The organism is Streptomyces sp. MMBL 11-1 (assembly GCF_028622875.1).
Lineage (GTDB): Bacteria > Actinomycetota > Actinomycetes > Streptomycetales > Streptomycetaceae > Streptomyces.
Genome location: NZ_CP117709.1, coordinates 5,096,522 through 5,112,568 on the forward strand (window position 1 = coordinate 5,096,522; position 16,047 = coordinate 5,112,568).

The 16,047-nt window shown below is 64.6% G+C and carries 14 protein-coding genes; all 14 read right to left on the minus strand.

Annotated features, from left to right (window positions below; genetic code table 11):
• Positions 1–2: 2 nt before the first annotated feature.
• Positions 3–812, minus strand: coding sequence for a hypothetical protein (locus PSQ21_RS22715; RefSeq protein WP_274032521.1), 810 nt, complete (start codon positions 810–812; stop codon positions 3–5).
• Between the two features lie 9 nt (positions 813–821).
• The gene (locus PSQ21_RS22720) at positions 822–2,342 is read right to left on the minus strand and encodes a baseplate J/gp47 family protein (RefSeq protein ID WP_274032523.1); all 1,521 of its coding nucleotides are present in this window, start codon (positions 2,340–2,342) and stop codon (positions 822–824) included.
• Positions 2,343–2,443: 101 nt separating this feature from the next.
• On the minus strand, positions 2,444–3,535 hold the full coding sequence (locus PSQ21_RS22725) for a poly-gamma-glutamate hydrolase family protein (RefSeq protein WP_274032524.1): 1,092 nt from the start codon (positions 3,533–3,535) through the stop codon (positions 2,444–2,446).
• A 9-nt stretch (positions 3,536–3,544) separates the two neighbouring features.
• Positions 3,545–4,513, minus strand: coding sequence for a hypothetical protein (locus tag PSQ21_RS22730; RefSeq protein ID WP_274032525.1), 969 nt, complete (start codon positions 4,511–4,513; stop codon positions 3,545–3,547).
• Complete coding sequence (locus tag PSQ21_RS22735; RefSeq protein ID WP_274032527.1) at positions 4,510–5,709, minus strand: hypothetical protein; 1,200 nt, start codon at positions 5,707–5,709, stop codon at positions 4,510–4,512. Before PSQ21_RS22735 ends, PSQ21_RS22730 begins: the two co-directional genes overlap by 4 nt.
• Complete coding sequence (locus PSQ21_RS22740) at positions 5,696–5,980, minus strand: hypothetical protein (RefSeq protein ID WP_274032528.1); 285 nt, start codon at positions 5,978–5,980, stop codon at positions 5,696–5,698. The genes PSQ21_RS22735 and PSQ21_RS22740 overlap by 14 nt, the downstream gene beginning before the upstream one ends.
• Before the next feature lie 9 nt (positions 5,981–5,989).
• Positions 5,990–6,718 carry a hypothetical protein gene (locus PSQ21_RS22745; RefSeq protein WP_274032529.1) on the minus strand — a complete coding sequence of 243 codons (729 nt, stop codon included), beginning with the start codon at positions 6,716–6,718 and terminating at the stop codon, positions 5,990–5,992.
• The gene (locus PSQ21_RS22750) at positions 6,718–9,639 is read right to left on the minus strand and encodes an NlpC/P60 family protein (protein WP_274032531.1); all 2,922 of its coding nucleotides are present in this window, start codon (positions 9,637–9,639) and stop codon (positions 6,718–6,720) included. Before PSQ21_RS22750 ends, PSQ21_RS22745 begins: the two co-directional genes overlap by 1 nt.
• A gap of 142 nt (positions 9,640–9,781) precedes the next feature.
• Positions 9,782–10,642 (minus strand): T4 family baseplate hub assembly chaperone, encoded by an 861-nt coding sequence (locus PSQ21_RS22755; RefSeq protein ID WP_274032532.1) that lies wholly within the window; start codon positions 10,640–10,642, stop codon positions 9,782–9,784.
• Between the two features lie 26 nt (positions 10,643–10,668).
• Positions 10,669–11,253, minus strand: a complete 585-nt coding sequence (locus PSQ21_RS22760) for a phage tail protein (RefSeq protein ID WP_274032533.1) — start codon at positions 11,251–11,253, stop codon at positions 10,669–10,671.
• A gap of 73 nt (positions 11,254–11,326) precedes the next feature.
• Positions 11,327–13,288 (minus strand): fibronectin type III domain-containing protein, encoded by a 1,962-nt coding sequence (locus PSQ21_RS22765; protein ID WP_274032534.1) that lies wholly within the window; start codon positions 13,286–13,288, stop codon positions 11,327–11,329.
• A gap of 45 nt (positions 13,289–13,333) precedes the next feature.
• Positions 13,334–14,284, minus strand: coding sequence for a putative Ig domain-containing protein (locus tag PSQ21_RS22770; protein ID WP_274032536.1), 951 nt, complete (start codon positions 14,282–14,284; stop codon positions 13,334–13,336).
• Between the two features lie 200 nt (positions 14,285–14,484).
• Positions 14,485–14,751, minus strand: a complete 267-nt coding sequence (locus PSQ21_RS22775) for a hypothetical protein (RefSeq protein ID WP_274032538.1) — start codon at positions 14,749–14,751, stop codon at positions 14,485–14,487.
• 97 nt (positions 14,752–14,848) lie between these two features.
• The gene (locus PSQ21_RS22780; protein WP_274032540.1) at positions 14,849–16,006 is read right to left on the minus strand and encodes a hypothetical protein; all 1,158 of its coding nucleotides are present in this window, start codon (positions 16,004–16,006) and stop codon (positions 14,849–14,851) included.
• Positions 16,007–16,047 lie beyond the last annotated feature (41 nt).

Here is a 16,047-nt window from a genome sequence, read left to right on the forward strand (position 1 = left end):
CCTCACGTGAGGTCGCGAACGAAGGACATGGAGATGGTGGCGTTGGCGTCCACTGTGTTGTCGCTCGCCCCGTGCTGGCTCACCTGGACCTGGACGGGTACACCTGCATTCCATCGTCCCTGCCAGGACACGTTGATGCGGTGCCTGATCCAGGTCTGCGTCTCGATAAGCGAATCCTGTCCGGCGATTTCCGTAGTCCCGCGCATCAGCCGCACATGCACGAAGTGCAAATCATTGGGCCGACGTGTCGTTGAGTCGGCCCAGACGCTGACGCTGATGTCCCAAAAGCCGGTGACAGGCGCCACGATGTTGCTTCCACCCTGGTACATCTTGTTCGGGTCGTAGTCCGCCGCACCCCACTTGAAGGGGACCCATTTCCCTTCGCCAGCAGGAACCTTCATGCCGGGTGCCCGGATCACCGCAGCGGCCGGCTTCAAGGGCTTCGCAGGCGTAGGCGCGGGCTGGTTCGTCCCGGACTGGCCGACGAGAAGCTGGACCATGAGCGTTAGCCACGCCTCCTGCTGCTGTATCGCCTTGAGTCGGTCGGCCACCGACGTGTATGTCTTCGCGGCTCCGAAATTCGACACCGGCGCAGGCGTTTTGATGGTCATCGCCCCTGGGCGAGGCGGCCAGACAAGAGGATTCATACCGGAAGGCGACCACCCGGACCACACATGCGGGCTGGCACCGACGGTCCGCTCGACAGCACTCACCTCGTGCTGGAGGTCGTTGACGTGGGCCGCCCAGATGACGTCGACATTGTCTGTTCTCGGCGTGAAGCTGCGGACCGACACGGGATACACGGCAGGCATTCTGGTCTCCTACACTCCGCCACTGGCGGTGACGGCGATGTTGCCGACGATGGGAATCTCGTTGTCGCGGCAGATAACGTCTGCGGTACCGCTCTGCGGAAGATCGGAGCGCGCCATCATCTGGACCACAGCCCATTCCACGCCCGGGACTTCCTGGATGGCGCGGTAGACCTGGGAAATGGAAATGCGAGATCCGAACGTGGTCTGCGGCGGGGTGAAAACGCGCTGAATGGCCTGCTGCACCGCCAGCTTGACTGTGTCCCGGCGGTAGCGGGGCTGGACGGAGACCAGCACTGGCAGGCTGCTGGAACCGATGTGCGTAGGAACCAGCGTCCCGTTGACCACGTTGACGATGACGCCCGTCAAAGCCCGTTCCTGGACGTACTGTGCGACCGCATCCCGCTGCCCCTCGGACGGCAGGATGGCGTTTGGTCCCACGATGAAGATGGTCACTGCCGAGGCGGAGCGCACCACGGCGCTCGCGCCGGCGACGCCCGCGACGGAGAGCGCGAGATCGGCGTAGTCCTGGGCGCTGACCGCGCGGCCCTGAGTGCGGAAGACCCTGGGGGCGTTGACGCGAATCTGGTCGATGGACTCCTCGTCCGCCCCGCCGGCCATGGGGGAGGAACCCGCGACGACGATGCCGGGGAGGCCCTCCGCCAGATCGATGATGCTGCCCTGCGGGATGTTCCCGTAGGAACCGCCCCCCGTTCGGTAGGCAACCGCGATCTTGAGGCCCGTGGCCGGGATCGCTCCGTTGGTGCCATCGCCGAAGACCAGACGTGTGATCCCCTGGTCGTCGGTGTGCGCCGTGACAATCAGGTCGGAGGGGCGGGTGAGGAGGAAATCCGGAACCCGCGTCCACTCGGTGCCGCCAAGGCCGTCGTCCACGAAGACCCGGACACTGTCCAGAAGGACAGGAGCCTGGGCCAGAGTGAACTCCTGCGCCTGGGTTCCGTCGGAGGTGCCTACATCCTCGACGCGGATGGTGGACGCTGGCTGGCCCGCCGTGGAGGCGTACAGGGCCAGCGTCCGATTGCCCTGGGTAGCGCCCTCCGCGACCAGGCCGACCACCTGCGGAACCGGCGTCGTGTAAGCCGGGACGACGACGTCGGCGGTCGTCTCGTACGTGATGGCACGGTCCAGTGCAGCGATGTACGTGGTGATGACCTGTGTCCCAGCGGACAGTACGACGGGGGAGGTCAGGCCAGGGGCGGGAGAGAACGCCACCTGGCCTGTGGCTGGGATCGCGGTGTGGGGCTGGTATCCGAGCTGCTGGGCGATGGCGATGACGCTGGACCGCTGGGTGGCGGTCGTGAGGTACGCCTCATCCTGAATTCGGTCCTGGTAGAAGCTGATGATGTCGCCGAGGTACGAGAAAAGCTCGACCATGACCACGCCGAAATCCGCAGGGCTCCGTGAAGTCCATTCAGGGAGAACCTCCCCGGCGTAGGCCAGAAGGGCGTCGCGGTAGCCGGTGAAATCGCGCGACGTGTAGTCGATCTGTGCCGCCGATGCGGTACCTGCCACTGCGCACACTTCCTCTCGGTTCCCGCCAGCGGGATCGAGTAAGAAATGTGAGCCGGCCTGATAATGGGATTCTACGGTTCGGGGCGGGCCGCCGTTAATTACTACTCAGGAGTGGACACCACGGTGCCTCCGACGAGAACACCCACGGTGCGGGTGACGTCCTGTTCAGCCCCAGGCACGTCCGACCGGCTGACCTGCACGTTGATGTCGACCATCCCCAGCTCCCGGTTCACCGTGGCGACGATGGCCGACACCGTGGCGGACGGCTCCCACGCCTGCACCGCGTCGAGAACGGCACGCTGAAGCTGATCATTCGCCGCGTCCGCGCTCACGTCGAAAAGCGCTGCACTAGTGGGCACCCCGTACGTGCTGCGCATGACGCGCTCCCCGGGCAGTGTGCCCACCAGAGCGTGAACGCGGTCCAGGAGCTGCTCGCGCGGATCGGTGGTCGCGGCCACTGCTCCGGTGTGGTCAATGCTGAACGGCGTACGCATCGCTGTCGACACGCTGGTATCGACGACCCCGGCGGCCCGGATGACGGGCTGCGAGTCGACGGCCTCGACCTCCAGGGGCACGAGTGCGCAGGCCCGTGCTACTGCGTCGCCGAAGGCGAAGAATGCGGGCATCCGGGCGGCAGGATTCGTCACAGCCGCCGAGGTCAGGTCGCCGTCGGCATAGAAGCTCTTACGCAGCGACCGGGTGAGGTCGAGCTGGACTCCAGCGCGGTTGCGGTTCTTGTTCGCTATGTTCGATGCGTCGTTGCCGCCGAAGCGCAGCGGAGGAGTGTCGGTGACGAAGCCGGCAGCGTCCAGTTCCTGAGTGATGAGCGAGACCAGGACTTCGTCCAGCCCGCTGATGTACGCCACCTCCTCGGCCTCCCGCTGGTCCTCGACACCGCGCCAGGACACGGTGCGGGAGCTGTTGCCGATGTTGACGACGGCGAACGGCTCGTCGAACGTCTCCGGTGGCAGGGACAAGTTCGCGGCGGTGAGGTCGCTGAGCGCCTCGAAGACGTAGTACGCCCCCGTGCTGCCGGCACAGTACGCCGCGAGCTGGGATGTGGGCGGCTCGATGGCGCCCCCGTGGACGGCGGCGTGGACGAGGTAGTCGCCGGACCCGTACCTATTCTTGATGTCGTAGGTGATGCCGAGTGTGTTGTCCACGGCCAGGTAGCGATAGTTCGGGTAGGCCACTGCCTCTCCTTACACGACTCGGGCTCGCACTCCGGTGAGTGATGCTTCGTACGGGGTGTAATGCCCCAGGGGAAAAAGGATCTTCAGATCCCCGTTCACCTCGACGGAAACCCGGGCCATGGGCGAGGTGTCGATAACGGTTGGGGTCACGCAGATCCATTTGTTGTCGAAGGACGCGGTATTGCTGGCCCCCTCGCTCCGGTACATTCCCGTCGCGGTGTACGTCCGGCCCGGGGTCAGTGATGTGTAGGTGAGCGAATTAGAGGCCGACGAATTGTTCTGGCTCTGGTTCTCGGAACTCCGATTGTCGTCAGGGCCGGTGACCACGGTCGAGCCGTCTTTGATCTGGATGCCCATCAGGGCTCGACCGGCGGCGGTCGTGTTCTGCGCCAGCGCTCCGAAGGTAATGACCACCGCTCCACTTCCCGGCGCGATGAACGTAACAACGGGTCCATTAGGATCGGTCACGTAAGTAGCCGAAGTAGTGGTGGTCGTCACCCGGTACTCGGCGTAGGAAACCCGCGAGTTGAACGCGCCCCTGTAATCCGTCGCCACCGGCTGCATCACTCGGTGCAGAGGAAGCAGCCCCGGAGGAAGGCTGCTGAACTTCACCGCGCTACCCACACTGACGGCCGAGTTGGAGACAGAGCCGTCCAGCTCCAGCATTCCGTCCCCACCGAGCCGAACCGCCGGAACTCCCTTCGTACCGGCCGACCAGCCGGAGTCGAGTGCCAGAGGCACCCAGGACTGCACACCGTCGCGCACCTTAGGCCAGTACACAGGGCGGTTACGGTCACCGCCGTCGAATGCGGCGTAGACCTGATCCCCGGGGAGCGTCGCCCCCAGCGCCACGGGGTCGGCCCAGCCGCTGACGGCCATGCCCATGAGCTGGGGAATACGGAGCCGTGCACGCCCGCGCTGCTGCGGGTCCTGGGTAGAGACCACGATGGCGCTGTAGGTGCCGTACAGGGGGTTCATGACGTCCCCCCGGTGTACGCGGCCCGCCACCTGCCGGAGACCAACACCGTGGGAGCAGCTTTCACCGGCCGCCCCTGCACTCCGAGATTGAGGCTGCGGGCACCGTTCCGGCCCACTACCAGGGTCGTGGTGTAGGTACTCTTCTGCGGATAGAGGTGGTTTATCCCCAGCTTGTGGATAGCGCTGCGCACCATCCAAAGCCCTTCATTCGCATCTCCGATACCTGCCCCGCGCAGCTCGACGAGTGCGCCTGGTTTCAGCCTCGGGTCGCCGTTCACGACGGCGCGGGCTTCCACCCACAGCACATCGGCCTCGGCGTCCAGAAGACGTCCGGCCTGCGCGTAGCTGTCAGCAGGCAGGGCCCTGTACTGGCTGCTCAGCAGCGCAGGAACAGGTGCTCCCTGAACTGTCGAGCGCTCCTGGGTATAGGTGGCCTGGGTCAGGACGTTGGAGCTGCGGTTGAACCCCACCGCCTCGTACCGGGCTCTCAAGCCCCCGGCCGGGTCGGTGTCGCCGACAACAGCACTGAACTCGCGCAGCGAGTCGATCACTCCGGGGGATTTCTGCTGCCAGAAAGTCGGAATGCTTCCGTCCGGGGCCGGCATGACGGTGCGCCGGTCTACGAACCACATGCTGGTGTTGTCGCAGTAGAGCCGGTACCCGCTGCGGTCGGCCAGGTCGCACAGGTACTGCCAGTCACTGCCCGCCTGGGTGCTCTGCTCACTCACCATGGCGGTCGGCTGAACTCGCGGCTGGAGGGCGTATTCCTGGGCGATCTGGCGCGCTGTTGCGGACGCAGTGGTGCCCCGCCACGTACGGGCGCGATGCGTCTGCATAAGCATCGAGGCGCCGATGAGGGTGTAGACCACGGGCACCTGCACCGCGTGCCCGTAGCGGGGATCGGTTTCGTTTGCCAGGACCCGGGAGCTAGCGACGTAGCCGTACCAGTCGACGGAATCGTCCGCGTACCAACCCCAGCGCAGGTGCGCCGGGCTGTTCTCCTGCCACACCGCCCCGGCCGGCGTACGCCACCGCTGTACGGGGAGCGCCGGGTTGTACGTGTGCATCACGGTCAGCTCAACGACCTGGTGTGCCCCTTCTGCCTGGAAAACCTCGCAACCCGACAGCCACGCCCCCTTCTCCAGCACCGGGCGCTTCGCGTACAGGTGCGGCCTGAACGCCTTACGCCAGGCCACGGGGCACCATGATCTGCATGCCGGCCGGAACCTGTGTCCAGTCCAGGACTCGCGGGTTGGCCTCGGCGACCATCCACCAGCTCGACTCGCTGCCGTAGTACCGGGTGGACACGTCGTCGACCCGCTCATCACCGCGCCAGCGGAAGTCGGAGACGCGCAGTGACCGGTTCTCCGGGGGGCGATGCATGATCGCGAGTTGGAGACGGCCGTGGCGGTCCTTGACCAGCGCAGTGGCGTTGCGCTGGTACCGCGAGGTGAGAGAGATAGGCACGATAGCTCCTTAGACCCAGCCGGCCGTCGACATGAGCTGCATGGTGATTCCGACCGCGCAGCGCACTGGAGTCATACGCTGGGAGAAATGGGTGTAAGTAATCTCGACGTTGGCGACATAGCCGAAATACTCCATCCGGCTGAGGCCGGGCAGCTTGTTGCGAAATGAATGCCGCGCTTGCCCGAACCGCACCCACACGGGATTCATCTGCATGATCCCGATCACGTTGTTCGCATCAACCGAGGCGTCGGCCGAGTCGCCGTCTCCTTGATTCCATACCACCTGGGGGGAGTTGATTCCGATCAGGTTGTACAGCACGTGAATGTCTGCCATGACGCCGTACGTGCCCTCGATGGTGCTGAATTTCGTCTTGTCGCTCATCTCGTAGCTGCGGTCAAAAAGGAGATTGAAGGACAGTGTGCCGCCGGCAGCGACGAGGGGAGTGCCTGAGTCCTGATCACTTCTGGTGTAGGCGGGCATGACTTGGTTCGCCGCATCGATGGAATGACTGAGTGTCACGGTGGACGGGTTGTACAGAAAATTCAACATGTAAATTTGGCCGGACTTGCCCTTGGGGTACGCCGTCACCATGTATCCGTGCTTCAGCCCGTAGGACGATCCGGATGATTCGCCTGGCAAATACGACGGAATCGCGCGGATGCGGGGGTCGAAGTTGTTCTCCCAGATGCCCTTACCGGGCATGTTGACAGCCCCGTCGGACTTCTTCTTCTCCGTCATCACCAGCCCCCCATCAGCGACCTGATCCGGTCGTCAGCGGCAATATGCGTGACGAAGGCTTGGGCTGCCGTCCGGGCGCCCTCGGCGGATGCGGCGGGCATCTGGACGACCACGGAGCCGGGACTGAACTGGAGGGAGACCGACCCGCTGGTGGTGGCATTCGACCCCTGGTCAGATGAGGCATTCAGACCCTGGTTGAGCAGGGCCTGGCGCACGGTGTGCGCCGCGTTCGCCTCCAGGACCATCTCCCCGCCATGCAGTCGGGCGTCAACTCCTTGCCCCTGCTGGCCCGGCACCTCCCAAGCACCATCCTTGTACCAGTGCGGGTTCTTCGAGTTCCAGAAGCTCCACGCCTTGGAGGGGGTGCCGTAGCGCCCCTTGATGTACTTGAGCCCCCAAGCGATTTGCTTCTCCGGAGAGTTGCGCCACGCCGAAGTCGCAGTCTCGGTATGGAGGTTGCTCATGGCCTGAGGAATGCCGTACGCATCGCTGGTCGGATTGTCCGCCCAATGCCGCCAACCGGACTCGCCCATCCACAATTTGTACAGCGCCGTCCACTGGCTGCCATGCCATCCGTACGACGCGGCCATCTTCTTTCCCAGCGCGACGTTCGACTTCACGTTTCGGGGTGCTTCCGCCCCGGCGTCACTGTCCTCGGTGTCGGATTCTTCGTTCTGAGTGGCGCTCGGGGTGCGGCTCACACTCTGGGCACTGCCTCCACCACCACCTCCTCCTGCGAGTGCAGCGGCGAGCGCGTCGACTTCCTCGGTTGAGCCGTACGCCCCAGCAACCGTGAATCCGCCGCCACTTCCGCTCTGACTCGCGGTGGGGTCTTCGCTCTTTCCAGACAGGCTTTCCGTGGCAGCCACACTGCCCGAAAGCACCCGGCGGGCCCGGGTGAACTTGGAGTACATCGGGCCCTCGATGACGCCCTTGCCGGGATTCGCAGCTTCGAGAACCCGCCCGTTTCCTGTGTACAGACCGACGTGTGAAAGGTCTTTGTAGAAAACAAGGTCGCCCGTCTTGACCTCGTCGATAGGTACTTCCACACCCTTCTTGATCTGGTCGTAAGTGACGCGCGGCAGCGACACTCCGGCCTTATCGAAGGCAGCTCGCATGAGGCTGGAGCAGTCCCACGCGTCCGGGCCCTCGGCGCCCAAGATGTACCGGTCACCGAGCTGTTTGCGCGCAAAGTTGATGGCGCCCTGGATACCGCCCCCTGTGACGCCGGCTGCATCCGCCTTCTTTTTCTTCGACTTGCCTTGCTTGGACTCCGGTGTACCGGAGTCCCCGCCGAGGAAGCCGCTGATGCCCTTCCAGACGCCCTTCGCCCAGGACGACTGGTCGGTGCCTTCCCCTGCGTCTCCGAAAAGGATGTTGGGGCCGGAGTTCCACCCGCCTTCGAGGCCGGCCTTAAGAGAGCCCCAGAAGCCACCACCCTTGGCGCTACCGGCAACGGTACCGATCGCGTCGGCCATGGGCTCCAGTGTCTTCTGGAGGAGCGAGTGAATGTCGGCCAACGAGTTAGCCGACGCCTTCGCCGCATCCAAGTAGGAGGCGCTTGCCGGAAGATGGCCCTCACGGTCCAGACCCTGGAGATAGCGTTGGGAATCCTGGTAGGAATCCCCGACGCTCGGCGCGTACTTTTTGATCTTGTCGCGCGCCTTGTCTCCTGCGCCGTCCCGTCGGCCGGCAGCCTCGATTGTCTGAAGCGCCTGCTCCGAAGAGAGCTTCTCCAGCCCCTCCTTGCTGGGGTTCATCAGATCCCGCAAGAGTTCCGTCTGGTTCCGCATGGCCTCCATCGACTGCCCGGAAAGGCCCGCAGTGCGCCCGTAATTGGCCATCGACATGGACAGCGACCCGCCTTGCGCAAGCTGCGCCTGGAGCTGAGACCCGGTAAGCCGACCGAATCCCTCGTTGTTCACACGCTGCGCGAGCGAAAGAGCCATTGCGGCAGACGAGTTCTGTTCTCCGCCTGCGAATCGGGTGGGCGAGAGCCCGAACATTTGGGAGGCGTAAAATGCTTGGGCGGTACCTAGCTCTTGCTGCATTTGTGCCGCACCCTGGATTCCGAGTCCAGGAGTGACGAACGCGGCGGAGCTGGCCCGCCGCATCTGGGCGCCGTACTGGTTGAGCGGTGACTGCTGGAGGATCGAACCGGCACCACCGAAAATGTCCTCATTCGAGGTGCCCCACATGATGGAGCCGTACCTCTGCATCTCGCGTCCGTAGGAGCGGGCCCGACTGCCGGCCGTGCCCTCCCAGGACGGGCGCATCAAAGAGAACCGACGCTCGAACTGCCCCAGGCTTTCTTCTTCGTTGCCTGCATAGTGCGAACGGGCTGCACCGACCACGGCCCCGACCGCCTGCCCGCCGAGCGCCAGGCGGTTCATCGTCGTCTGCGTCGTCTGCTGACGCCGAAGCCGGTCCATGTCGGAGTTCATCTGGGACATCGCGGCGGTGTGCTGATTGCCCTGCACACCCCAGTCACGGCGCGTGCGGGCCTGCGCGTTGGCGAACAGGATGCCTTGCTCGTCGAGAAGGTCGCTGGCCTCCTGCCGGCGCCACTGCGGCAGCCTGCCGTTGTTCATAGTGCGAGTGCCTACGCGCTGCTGGCGGTCCCACTGGAGCTGCTGGCGCTCCAGTTCCTCCTGCATGCGCAGCCGGGCGGCGTTGTGCGCGTCGTAGGTCTGCTGGTACCGCTGCTGGAGACGGGCCGACTGCTCTCCCAGCCGCTGCCCCTGGCCGAAGTTGGAGGCGGACAGGCCCATGCTCGACATGCCGGAGGTGCTGGCGAACCTATTGGTGAACGCCGTGAAGGCCCTGGTCAAGGCGTCCATCTGTCCGCCGAGTTGGTTGGAGCCGAACAGTCGGCCCTGCCCAGGGTTCGGCGGGCCGGGCGGTGGCGGGGGAGTGGTCATCTACTGCCTCCTTTCTACTTCCCAGGCAGCGTGGCGAATCCAGTGATGGCGCTCACGGATGGAGAGGGACCTGATATCGCGCAAGGACCACCCGGGGTGGAACTGCGTGAGAATCTCGAATTCAGAGAAGGCGCGCTGGTAGTCACAGTCCGCGAAAGAGCATGGCCAGGTTGATCGGCAGTGCTACCTCCTCTCCGCACGTTTCGTGCGTGAAGGAGAAGTCGGCGAGCCGGGGGCCCGGTTGAGTCTCCCCGAGGAACCCCAGGATGGTCTGGCGGTCCGCCATTCTCAGTGTCTGGGCGGGTGGCTTGCGGACCTCGGTGCCGTCGGGCTGGGTGACGCTCAGGACGCAACGGCCGAGGATCTCGCTGTCCTGCTTCGCCTTGTTGTTCTTGATGGCGAAGACGGCCTCCTGGTCCTCGCCGGTGGGTAGGCGCACGGTGGCCATGGCCCCGTGACGCAGTGCGACCTCGAAGTTGACGCGTTCGGGTTCGTCAAGTGTGACGCTCGGCAGGGCCGCGAGCGGCACTGTGAGGTCGACCAGCTCACCGCACCGGGGGCAGGGCAGCCTCTCGAATTCGAGGTTCTCGCCGAAGCTGGCCCGCCGGATGGCGACGACGAGGGCCTCGCGGTCGCCGATGAGCAGCTCGGCGGCGACCTTGGGGGACATCGGCTCGCCTCCGACATGGACCGTGGCGCGCAGCAGGAGAGTCTCGAAGACCCGGTAGGCGCTGCTGCCGACGCCGGCGGCGGCGATGGCCTCCTCGTCGGCGCCGGTGAGTTCGCGTACCTCCGCATTGCGGTACCACGTGCCTTCCCGGCAGATTCCGCGTTCGAGGGTGAGTTGATTGTCCCCGGGGTCGTCGATGCGCGGCCGGCCGGAGTTCCGGGCCTCTCGGAGGACGGATTGGCTGGCGGCGGTCGCTTCCTCCGGCGCTTCCAGCCCGCTGATGGCCTGGTCGCCGAAGTTGTCGAATTCGGGGAGCACAATGGGCTCTGTCATGTGTCGTCCTTCGAGTTGTCTTCGATTTACGGCATGGAGACGCCGACGCCGGGGCCGTATTTGCTGGCGATCTTGAAGTCCCAGCCTTCGTGCGCGAGGGTGATCTGCTGGAGTTCCACGCCATTCGCGCCACTGTCCAGGTCGCCGAATGCGATGCTGGTGGGCCAGCAGTTGTAGATTCGCCAACCCGCCTTGTAGTAGACGGTCTTTGTGGTCACGGGATGGTCCAGCAGGTAAATGTCCATCGTGGCGCGGAAGTTGTAGGAACCGTCGTTGCCTCCGGTTCCCTGCATGACCATGAAAAGCTGCTTCAGCCACTTGTAGATGTCCGAGTCGCCGCAGATGAGGCCCCGGGACAGCGTGATGGGTGCGAAGTCGCTCTGACCAGGCATCTTCTGCGTGGTGGTGTTCATGCCGCCCTGGCGGTAGACCACGACGTCGGTGGTGATGCTCAGCCCGCTGACGGACATGAACCCGAGCTGATTCGAGCGCTTGCTGGAGTCCAGCGTGGAGTTTGCCAGGTGTATCTGGACCTGAAACTTGAAGTTCCGAAGCGGGTCAGTCTGGAGCTGCGCCAGACTCGGCTTCTGTGTCGTGCTTACGGTGGCCATGCTTCACCTCTCAATTCCCGATTTCGGGGGCCGCCGGAATGATCAGAGATGAGAGGCGGTTGGACACTGTTCGTCAGCCGATGGCTGTCTGCTCCACGGAGTCTGTTGCCGAAGACACCCCGCCCTGGTACTGGCTGATCTCGATCACGATGAACTCGGCCGGGCTGGAAAGTGCCACGCCGATCGTGATGTGGATCTCTCCCAGAGAGACCGTTCGAGGCGTGTTGTTGGTGTCGTCACACACCACGAAGAACGCCTCATCCGGGACTCCGGACTGAAGCTGCCCGGACTGGGTGAGCGTCATGAGCTGCTGGCTCACCAGCGCCGAAAGGGTCTGCCACAACTCCGGCCCGTTCGGCTCGAAAATCGCGAACCGAGTGACGTTCTCCAGCAGGTTCTCGATGTACATCAGCATGCGCCGCACGCTGATGTAGCGGTCCGGCATCCCGGCCTTGAGGGTGCGCGCCCCCATCACGCAGTACCCGCTCTGCGGTACCGGCCGAATGACGTTGACCCCCCTTTCGTTGAGCGCGTCGAGCTGGTCGAGGGTGAAGAGATGCTCGACGCCTACAGCGCCGACCAGGCTGTACGCGATGCCGGCAGGGCTCCGGTTGGGGCCGACCGCCGCATCAGCTTGGGAGAACTGGCCCATGACCGCCCCGCTCGGCGGCAGCATCCGCGTCGAGGACACCGAAGCGCCGGCCGGGTCTGCGACCTGGACCCACGGCCCGTACAGCGCCGCGTACGACGTCGCAGGGGCATAACCGGAGGCGGATTCGATGAACTTCGTCGCAGCCGCGTCCGCCGCGATCGGCGCGGGCTGTCGGGGTGCGTCGAGGACGACGAACGCGCTTCGTCGGGTCTCCGCCCACACCAGCGCGGCGTTGATCTGGGTGGCCGGCGGTACATGGTCGGTGAGCTGGGTGTTGCCGCAGAGGTTCACCAGCAGGACGTCTTCGATGGAGGCGAAGTGATCGCTGAGCTGCTGAGCGAGGTTGACGGCCTGGACGCCGTCCACCCCCGACTCCAGGGGGGCGTCGGCAACGTACTCGGGCTGCCAGGAGCCGTCCGGTGTGGCACCGGTGCCCGGTGTGGCAGATCCCGGGGGCAGGAGATTCGCGATCTCGATGTAGCTCGACCCCGAAGTGGCGCTGTTGATGAGACTGACGGCGTAGCGGGGGTCGCCGGGGTTGAGCGAGAGATCCTGCCAGGTCTCGACCAGGGAGCCCTGGTTGGTGGTCCCGTACTTGACGTACAGGTGGAAGCGCCCCGAGTTCCATGACGGGGTGGTGGTGACGAAGAGTCGGTTTCCGTACGCGCCCCGCCCCCGGGCAGTGATCTGAAGGGCGTCGACCGGGGTGTGGCCCGCCGTTGTGTCGAAGACAGCAGGGGCGTCCATGGGGTCGCCGGCCGTCTCGCCCTTGTAGGGCGTGATCTGCACCTCGTAGGTGGTGCCCGGCGCAAGGTTCGTGAATGCTGCTGTGGGCTTGCCTTCGGCCGGCTGGCTGACCCAGACCACCTTGCTGAAGGAGCCCTCGTCCGGCTGAGTGACCTCCACCAGGTAGGCGTCCACGTTTGCCAGCGGTGTGATGGCGGTCCACTCGATCGCGAAGGCGGTCTGCTCGGGATTGGCGGTCACCGGTCCTGACGGACTGACCAAGGAGACCCCCGTCACCTTGGCGATGGGCTTGGTGCCACTGCCCGTGGGCGGAAGGCCATCAGGACTCCCGGTAATCGTCTCGGTCGGCGGAAGCGGCTGGTTGCGCACCATGAGCCGGGCCGAGACCGAATCCGTCGGGGTCGCGCGAAGAATCCATGCGGTCCGGCCACCGTTCGCGAAGAACGAGTAGACCTGGAACGGCAGATAGTTCAGCCCGTTTCCGAAGCCCCCATAAAGGGACATGAACTGCTCCCAGGACGTCACCTTGACCGGGGTCGAGGGGCCCGCGTCGTGGGTGCCGACGAACGTCGCGATTGAAACACCGGGCGGAGATACCTGCTGCGGAAGCGGCTTGAGGCTTTCCGAGATGTACACCCCGGGCCTCTTGTAAGGGAATGTCGTGGGCGTGGTCATCAGGAATCAGCCTCCGGGGGGTGAGGGCAGTACGGTGAGCGAGAAGACGGCCTGCGCCACCTGCGGAGTGGCGTCCGAGTCCCGGGCGGAGACCTGGAATTGAGCCGGTGAGGTCGTGGCGGCTACGGGCATCCCGTGCAGAACCCCGGTGGCCGTCAGGTGAAGGCCCTGGGGCAGACGCGAGCCCTCGGAGAGCGTCCAGGTCACCTGGCCTGACCCCCCGAGGGCCTCCAGGTGCTGCCGGTACGGGTGTCCGACCAGTGCGCTGGCCAGCGGCGCGGAGACCACGGTGAGCGGGTCCTTGGTGACCACCTGGGGTGTGCTGATGGGCACCGAGTGACCTTCGTCCCAGGCGGCCTTGTCGAGCCAACCGATAAGGACACGCTGCGCCGGCGTCAGCGTGCGGATCTCGCTGAGGAATATTTCGCTGGAGACGCGGATGGCCCAGGAGGCGATGAAAAGGCGCTTGCCCTTGTCGTCCTTGGTCTCGGAATATTCCGGCCCGCCCATCAGGTCGAGTCGGCGGACTGTTCCGTCCTCGGGCACCGACAGGTAGCCGAATCGGTGCGGGAAATAGTCGAAGCCCATCAGTGCGCCGGTGATCTCGATGAGATGCGTCTCTTTACGGGCGTACGCGTCGATCTGGTAGTCGATGTTCAGCGGGATGGGCATCTCCGCTGTGTACGGAGACAATGTGGGGTCTGCCATGTCTGCCCACGGCGCGTAGCCTTCGGGGGCGTAGTGCAGATTCACTACGCCCCTGTGTTCCCGTTCTTCGTCGCGAGAGATTCGCGAGTGGGTGATGAGGGCGAGGGGGTAGGTAGCGTCCGCCATTTCGTATTCTGGGTTCTTGTAGCGAACGGTTACCCTGCGGCCGGCACCGGAAGTGGCGTCATGCACCATCAGGCCCTGAAGTTTGGACTTCAGCGCCTTGTCCTCATTGAGAAGAAAGGGCACGGGGCACTCCGGTATGGGCGGTTGTTGATCGCCCCACCAGAATGCGTGCGCCCATTTGGTGCAGGTTAATGTCCGCCGATCAGAAGATTCCGGTGATCTTCAGGACGACCAGCACGAGGAGGACAACGAGGACCAGGCCGACGATCTGCGCGATGGTCATGACGGACTCCATTCTCGGTAGGCGGCTACTGCCCCGGGCTCTACTGCGCGTCGTGCGTGCGGTCGTCGTGGTTCTCGGGGGCCTCGTCCGCGTCCTGCCCGTGCGCCGCGTGGTTGCCGTGGGACTCCTCGTCCGGCGCGAAACCGGCACCGCCCTCGGCGTAGTGATAGCCGGCCGTGAGAGCCTCCTCCTCGGGCATCAGGCGCGTCCCCTCGGCCGGAACGTATTCGGACGGATCGTTCAGTTCCAGCGGACCGAACTTGATCGTCTTGTCGAAGTCTTCGATGCTGACGACTACAAATCGCATGTACTGCTCCTGTGTAAGAGGGGGCCAGAGCGGATCTCAGCAGAGAATCCCACGCAGGTATATTCACGGGTTAATCCGCAGTGTTAACGCGCGGACGTCAGAACCAGGCAGTTTCAGACCAGGACTTAGGTGCCCGGGTGACCCAGGAACTGCCATTCCACACCTTCAGCGGCTTCGGAACCCACGCGGCACCGTCCCACACCTTCACCACCGTCGTGGGGGTGCTGTTGATGTTGTCGACCTCCCCGACAGTTGCGGTACTACCAGCGTCCGCATACCCCTGAAAGCTGGTCCGCAGCGTCCCGAACTTGAGCCACTGAGGGGTGGTGATGCTCCTGTGCACCGTCCACGTAGCGGCGTCGGGACTGGTCTCCCAGTAGAAGGTTCCGGCGGTTTCACGAAACCGAAACCAACGGTGGGCCGTGGGGCTGTATGCCAGTGTTGTAGGAGTTGCGTCGAAATAGCCGACAGCATTAATGAAGGAAAGCAGCCCCGTCGACACCGTATACCTGATGGACATGTAGGTGCCGTTATCCGTTGGGCCAAGAACCATTGCCGAGAACGTCGTGTTGATGCCTCCTGTCGGCATCTTGACGATCTCAGCGAAATGCGCAGACCCGGTGATCTCGTACCCGGTATCCGTAGCCATGAGACCCGGGTAGGAACTGGTCGCGGGAACGGCGACACGCTTCCAGGCGGCGTTCCAGAAAGTGCCCGAGTAGTACACGAACCTGGAACCGATGCCGGTGGTGAACTTGTCGACGATCTCGCTCGTGGGAGTGGAGAACAACGCATCCGCTCCCGAGAACTCGACCCACCCCGGGTTCGTCGTTACAGCGGTGTTCCCGGTAACCAGGTCGGTGGCCCCCGTGCCTCCGTAGTGCAGGGTGCCAGTCTCGGTGGTGGCGCTCGCGTTCTGGGCCTGGTAACCGAACTCGCATACGATCCGATCGCCCCCCTGGAGATCGACGGAGCTGGGCAAGGAGATACCGGCCGTTCCCCCTCCCGCCGCAGTCAGCGGGAACGCAGTGCCTCCGGTGTAGCTGTTCAGCAGGACGCCGCGCACGGCGTCGGTGTCGCCGACCGTGACGTATATGTGGGCACGGACCACCATGGCTGAGGACGACGACGACTGGGCCCGACCGTAGATCCAGGCCACGTTGCCCGACAACGTTCCGGCCCTGCGCGCCGGCGGGCTGACCCACCTACCCAGGAGGACGTTGGTAGTCGTGGCCGAGGTCTCAGCGACGCTCACGCTCGTTGCTGCACCTGCGGGCTGCCGCCCCAGCAGGCCAG